The organism is Streptomyces oceani, assembly GCF_001751245.1.
Lineage (GTDB): Bacteria > Actinomycetota > Actinomycetes > Streptomycetales > Streptomycetaceae > Streptomyces > Streptomyces oceani.
The window spans coordinates 1-6860 of the sequence record NZ_LJGU01000077.1 but is presented as its reverse complement, the minus strand read 5'-3'; the positions used below and the strand labels follow the sequence as shown (position 1 = coordinate 6860).

General features: G+C 74.2%; 2 protein-coding genes. Both read left to right on the top strand.

Translation table 11 applies throughout. The features are described from left to right. Positions 1-991: beta-ketoacyl reductase (locus tag AN216_RS00425; RefSeq protein WP_139140822.1), on the top strand; the 991-nt coding region annotated here is incomplete at its 5' end. 142 nt (positions 992-1133) lie between these two features. Continuing rightward, positions 1134-6860 (top strand): type I polyketide synthase (locus AN216_RS00420; protein ID WP_139140821.1); only part of this gene is annotated, 5727 nt, incomplete at its 3' end.

The window sequence follows — 6860 nt, the reverse complement described above, 5'->3', positions numbered from 1 at the left end:
GCTGGACGAGTTGACCCGGGAGGACGACCTGGCGGTGTTCGCCGTCTTCTCCTCCTCCGCCGGTGTCCTCGGCTCGCCTGGCCAGGGCAACTACTCGGCGGCCAACGCCTTCCTGGACGCGTACGCCACCCGCCGCCGCCAGCAGGGCCTGCCGGCCACCTCGCTGGCCTGGGGGCCCTGGTCCCAGAGCACCGGCATGACCAGCGACCTCAGCGAGGCCGACCTGCGTCGGATGGCCCGCGCCGGCCTTCCCGCGCTGCGGCCCGAGCAGGGCCTCGCCCTGTTCGACGCCGCCCTCGAGCACCCCGGCCCGGCCCTGCTGCCGATGGCCGTGGACAGCCGCACGCTGGGCGGCGGCGGCCCCGTACCGCCTCTGCTGCGTGGCCTGGCGCAGCCCGCCGGCCGGCGTACGGCCGCCAGCGGCGAGGGGTCGGACGACGCGGAGCCCCTCACCCGTCGGCTGGCCGCGCTGTCGCCGGCCGAGCGGGAGCGCGCGGTCCTGGACACGGTCTGTGCCCAGGTCGCGGGGGTGCTGGGCTACGGCTCCGGCGACGAGGTCGGACCGGAAGTGACCTTCAAGGAGCTGGGCTTCGACTCGCTGACCTCGGTCGAGCTGCGCAACCGGCTCGGCACGGCGCTCGGCCTCACGCTGCCCGCGACGTTGATCTTCGACTATCCGACGCCGCTGGAGCTCGCCGGGCACCTGTGCGAGGAACTCCTCCCGGACGGAGGCGAGGACGAAACGCCCGGCGGTGCGGCCGACGGCACGAACGCCGTGGACGACGCGACGATCCGGGAGGCCCTCGCGAACGTCCCCGTCGACGCCCTGCGCCGCTCCGGCGTGCTGGACACGGTACTCGCGCTGGCCGGCGGCCCGGACGCGGACGGGCGTACGGACGGTCAGCCGGAGGCGGCGGAGCCGGACGCGGACTCGTACGAGGACGTGGAGGTCGACGATCTCGTGCGGATGGTCCTCGGCGATGAGGAATGAACCGTGCGCCGAACCCCCCGAATGAGCCGAGCGGTCGCGGCGGCGCCGCGGCCGTGCCACAGGCGCGCGGAAGCCGCCGGCCGCCACCCACGAACCCCGAAGCCCTGAAGCACACCCTTACGCACCACCTGCGGAGCTGAAGATGGCCACGTCCGAGGACCGAGTAGTCGCAGCCCTGCGGGCTTCGATGCGGGAGAACGACGAGCTGCGGAAGCAGAATGAGCGGCTGACCGAGAACGCCACCGAACCGGTCGCGATCGTCTCCGTCAACTGCCGCTTCCCCGGCGGCGCCGACAGTCCGGAGGAGTTCTGGCGACTGCTCGTGGACGGGGCCGACGCCCTCTCCGAGATGCCGGCCGACCGCGGCTGGGACCTGGACACGCTCAGCGGCGCGAACGGCGCCCGTACGGGCGGGAGCGCCACCACCCGCGGTGCGTTCCTGCACGACGCGGACGAGTTCGACCCGGAGTTCTTCGGGATGAGCCCGCGTGAGGCGCTGGCCACCGACCCGCAGCAGCGGCTGCTGCTGGAGAGTTCCTGGGAGCTGCTGGAGCGGGCCGGCATCGACCCGCACAGCCTGCGCGGCAGCCGTACGGGCGTGTTCGCCGGGTGCAGCAACCAGGAGTACGGCTCCGGGCTGGACAGTGACTCGAAGGAGCTGGAGGGCCTCGAGGGCCACATCCTGACCGGGAACGCCGGCAGCATCGTCTCCGGCCGCATCGCGTACACGCTCGGCCTGGAGGGTCCGGCCGTCACCGTCGACACCTCCTGCTCCTCCTCGCTGGTGGCGCTGCACCTGGCGGCGCAGGCGTTGCGCGGTGGCGAGTGCGACCTGGCGCTCGCCGGTGGCGTGACGGTGATGTCCACGCCCGCTGCCTTCGTGGAGTTCAGCCGTCAGGGCGGGATGGCCGCAGACGGGCAGTGCAAGCCCTTCGCTCAGAGCGCGGACGGCACGGGCTGGGGCGAGGGCGCCGGCATGTTGCTGCTGGAGCGGCTCTCCGACGCCCGGGCGAACGGCCATCCCGTACTGGCGGTCGTACGCGGCTCCGCCATCAACCAGGACGGCGCCTCCAACGGGCTGACCGCGCCCAACGGCCCCGCCCAGCAGCGGGTGATCCGGGCGGCGTTGGCGCAGGGCGGGCTCCAGCCCGGCGACGTCGACGCGGTGGAGGCGCACGGTACCGGTACGACGCTGGGTGACCCGATCGAGGCGCAGGCGCTGCTGGCGACGTACGGCAAGGGGCGGGACGCGGACCGGCCTTTGTGGCTGGGGTCGGTGAAGTCCAACATCGGGCACACCCAGTCCGCCGCCGGCGCGGCCGGGCTGATCAAGATGGTGCTCGCGCTCCGGCACGGGGAGCTGCCGCGCACCCTCCGGGTGGATCAGCCGACCTCACACGTGAACTGGTCGGCGGGTGGCGTACGGCTGCTCACCGAACCGGTGGAGTGGTCGGCTGGGGAAGGCACCGGCGCGCGGGTGCGCCGTGCGGGTGTGTCCTCGTTCGGGATCAGCGGCACGAACGCGCACGTCATCCTGGAGCAGGCGCCGGTCGACAGCGCCGCCGAGGCGGGTACGGACGCGGGTGCTGGCGCGGGTGACTCGGACGCGGTGAGCGACACGACGCTTCCGGTACTCCCCTGGGTGCTCAGTGCCCGTAACGAGGCTGCGCTACGCGCCCAGGCCGGGCGGCTGCTCAGCCATCTGGAGCGGCGGCCGGAACTCACCGTCGAGGACACCGGCTTCACCCTGGCCAACGGCCGGGCCGCGCTTGAGCACCGGGCGGTGCTGGTCGGAAGTGACCGTGCTGAGTTGGGTGCGGGGCTGGCGGCGGTGGCGGCGGGTGAGTCGGCGGCGAACGTGGTGCGGGGTGTGGCGCGTCGGGGTGGGCGGGTTGGTTTTGTGTTCGCGGGTCAGGGTGCGCAGCGGTGGGGGATGGGGCGGGAGTTGTATGCCGCGTTCCCGGTGTTCGCGGATGCCTTTGATGAGGTGTGCGCGCGGTTGGATGGGGAGTTGGACCGTCCGTTGCGGGATGTGGTGTTCGGGGAGGATGCCGAGGCTGGGGATGGTCTGGGTGAGACGGGGATGACGCAGCCGGCGTTGTTCGCGTTCGAGGTGGCGCTTTTCCGGTTGGTGGAGTCCTGGGGTGTGCGGCCGGATGTGCTGTTGGGGCATTCGATCGGGGAGCTGACGGCGGCGTATGTGGCGGGGGTGTGGTCCCTACCGCACGCGTGTGCGCTGGTGGCGGCGCGGGGGCGGTTGATGCAGGCGTTGCCGCGTGACGGTGCGATGGTGGCGATCGAGGCGTCGGAGGCCGAGGTCGCTTCGTTGCTGGCGGGCCGCGCGGATGAGGTGAGTCTGGCGGCGGTCAACGGTCCGCGGTCGGTGGTGGTCTCGGGCGTGGAGGCCGCGGTCACCGAGATTGGGGAGCATTTCCGGGCGCGGGGTTGTCGTACGCGTCGGTTGTCGGTCTCGCACGCGTTTCATTCGCCGTTGATGGAGCCGATGTTGGCGGAGTTTCGTCGGGTGGCCCAGGGGGTGGCGTATGAGCGTCCGTCGTTGCCGGTGGTCTCGAATGTCACGGGTGAGCTGGCGACCGTCGAGGAGTTGACGGACCCGGAGTACTGGGTGCGGCACGTGCGGGAGGCGGTGCGGTTCGCCGATGGTGTGGCGGCGCTGACCGCTCAGGGTGTGACGCGGTTCGTGGAGATCGGCCCGGACGGCACCCTCACCGCCATGGCACAGTCCTGCCTCCCGGACGCCAACCCCCTCTGCGTGCCCGCCCAGCGCAAGGACCAGCCGGAACCGTACGCCCTGCTGACCGCCCTCGGCCGGCTGCACAACGACGGCCTGTCGCCCGACTGGACTGCCCTCTACCCCGGTGCCCGTACGGTCGACCTGCCCGCCTACGCCTTCCAGCGCAGCCGCTACTGGCTCGCGTCCGCCGACCCCACCGGTTCCTCGGGCACCACCGCCCGCAGCACCGACAGCGCCTTCTGGGCGGCCGTCGAACAGGGCGACGTGGACCGGCTCGCCGACACCCTGGGCCTGGACCGCACGCTGCTGGCCCCCGTCGTGCCCGTACTGGCCGACTGGCACCGGGACCAGGAGCGGCACGCCACCACCCGGTCCTGGCGCTACCGCGAGCGCTGGAAGCCGCTGGGCGCCCTGCCCACGGGCGTCCCCGGCGCCGGCCGCCCGCTGCTGGTCCTCCCGGCCGACATGCCGGAGGAACACCCCCTGTTGCGCGCGTTGTCGGAGCACCTGGGCGGACCCGGCTCCGCCGGCCCGGCCCCCGCCACGCTGCGCCTGCGTCCCGGACAGACCCGCGAGGAGGTCACCGCCGGGCTGCACGAGGCACTGGCCGCCGCCAGCCCGGATGACGCCTCGCCGGACAGTGCCAGCTCGGCCGCTGACGCCCCGACCACCGACGGGATCACCGCCGTACTCTCCCTCCTCGCCCACGCCGAGGAGCAGCGCCCCGCCGCGCTGCCGGCCCGGCTCGCGCTCACCACCGCGCTGCTGGCGGCGCTCGGTTCGGCGCCCGCCGCCCCGCCGCTGTGGACGCTCACCCGGGGCGCCGTGTCCACCGGCCGCTCGGACTCGCCGCAGGCACCCCTACAGGCCGCGGACTGGGGTCTCGGGCGGGTCGCCGCGCTGGAGCACCCCGAGCGCTGGGGCGGGCTGATCGACCTGCCGGAGCAGCCCGACGCGCGTGCCTGGGACCGGCTGCGGGCCGTGCTCTCCGGGGCGGTGGCGGAGACCGAACTGGCCGTGCGCGCCAGCGGCGTGTTCGCCCGGCGTCTCGTACGGGCACCGGGAACCGACGGCGGTGGCGCACCCGGAGCGGCGGCACCGGAGACCCGGGCGGTCGCTGAGGAAGCCGAAGCCGCCCCGACCGCCGACCCGAGCCTCGCCGGCACCACGCTGATCACCGGCGGCACGGGCATCCTGGGCACCCTTCTCGCCCGGCGACTCGCTGAGCGAGGCGCCGAACGCCTGCTGTTGGTCAGCCGGCGCGGCCCGGACGCGCCGGGAGTCGAGGAGACCGTCGCCGAGTTGCGTACGGCCGGCGCCGAGGTCACCGTGGCCGCCTGCGACCCCGCCGACCGGGACGCGCTCGCCGAACTGTTGGCCGACATCCCCGAGGAGCGTCCGCTCAGCGCCGTCTACCACGCCGCCGGGACCCTGGACGACGGCATGCTGGACGCCCTCGACGAGGACCGCTTCACGACCGTGCTGCGTGCCAAGACGGACGCGGCGACCCACCTGCACGAGCTGACCCGGGACCGGGAGCTGTCGGCCTTCGTGCTGTTCTCCTCGATCGCGGGCGCCTTCGGCGCCGTCGGACAGGCCAACTACGCCGCCGCGAACGCCTCGTTGGACGCCCTCGCGGCACACCGCCGGCACCTCGGCCTGCCCGCGCTCTCCGTCGCCTGGGGCCCCTGGGCGGGACCCGGCATGGCCGAGGACCCCACGGTCCTCGCCCGGCTGCGGCGCGGCGGCCTGAGCCCGCTGCCGTCGGAGCCGGCGCTGGCGCTGCTGGACGCCGCCCTCGCGGAGGGCGAGAGCCAGCTGGTCGTCGCCGACATCGACTGGCCGACCCTGGCCGCCGCACAGCCCGCCGCCCCGCGTACGCCCGGCGTACGCCCGCTCTTCCGGGAGCTGCCGGAGGCCGTACCGCCCGCCGTCGAGCCGGAGTCCGGCGCGCGTGGGGAGCTGCGCGAGCGGCTGGCGGGGCTGCGGCCCGAGGAGCGGGCGCGCGAGCTGCTGTGGCTCGTACGGGAGCAGGCCGCGGCCGTGCTCGGCTATCCGGGTCCTGGGGCGGTGGAGCCCGCCCGTGCCTTCCAGGACCTGGGCATCGACTCACTGACCGCCGTCGAACTGCGGAACGCCCTCGCCTCGGTGTCCGGCCTGGCGCTGTCCGCCACCCTGGTCTTCGACCAGCCCAACCCGACCGTGCTCGCCGAGCACCTGGACGCCGAACTGGGGGGTCAGGTTGGGGCCGCCGGTCCCGCCGACCCGGCCGACCCGGCGAGTGCCGGCGCCGCGGCCCGTACGGTCAGCGTCGACGCCGCCGAGGACCCGATCGTGATCGTGGCGATGAGCTGCCGGATGCCCGGTGGCATCGACACGCCGGAGGACCTGTGGGAGCTGGTCGCCTCCGGTACCGACGCCATCGGTCACTTCCCGGGCGACCGGGGCTGGGACGTCGAGCGGCTGTACGACCCGAACGCGGCGCGGGAGGGCACCAGTTACACGGATCGGGGCGGCTTCCTCGCCGGGGTGGCGGACTTCGACGCGGGCTTCTTCGGGGTGTCGCCGCGTGAGGCGCTGGCGATGGACCCGCAGCAGCGGCTGTTGCTGGAGACCTCCTGGGAGGCCGTGGAGCGCGCCGGCATCGACCCGCACAGCCTGCGCGGCAGCCGCAGCGGCCTGTTCGTCGGCTGCGCCTACCAGGGCTACGGAGGCGGGGCCGCCGAGGACGTGGCGGAGGACGTACGCGGACACCTGCTGACCGGTGGGGCGGGCAGCGTGGCCTCCGGGCGGATCGCGTACACGCTGGGCCTGGAGGGTCCGGCGGTGACGGTGGACACGGCGTGCTCGTCCTCGCTGGTGGCGCTGCACCTGGCGGCGCAGGCGCTGCGGTCGGGGGAGTGTGACCTGGCGCTGGCGGGCGGCGTGACGGTGATGTCCACGCCGGCGTCCTTCGTGGAGTTCAGCCGGCAGGGCGGGTTGGCGGCGGACGGGCGGTGCAAGGCGTTCGCGGACGACGCGGACGGCACCGTGTGGTCCGAGGGTGCCGGCATGTTGTTGGTCGAGCGGTTGTCGGACGCGCGGCGTGGCGGGCATCCGGTGTTGGCGGTGGTG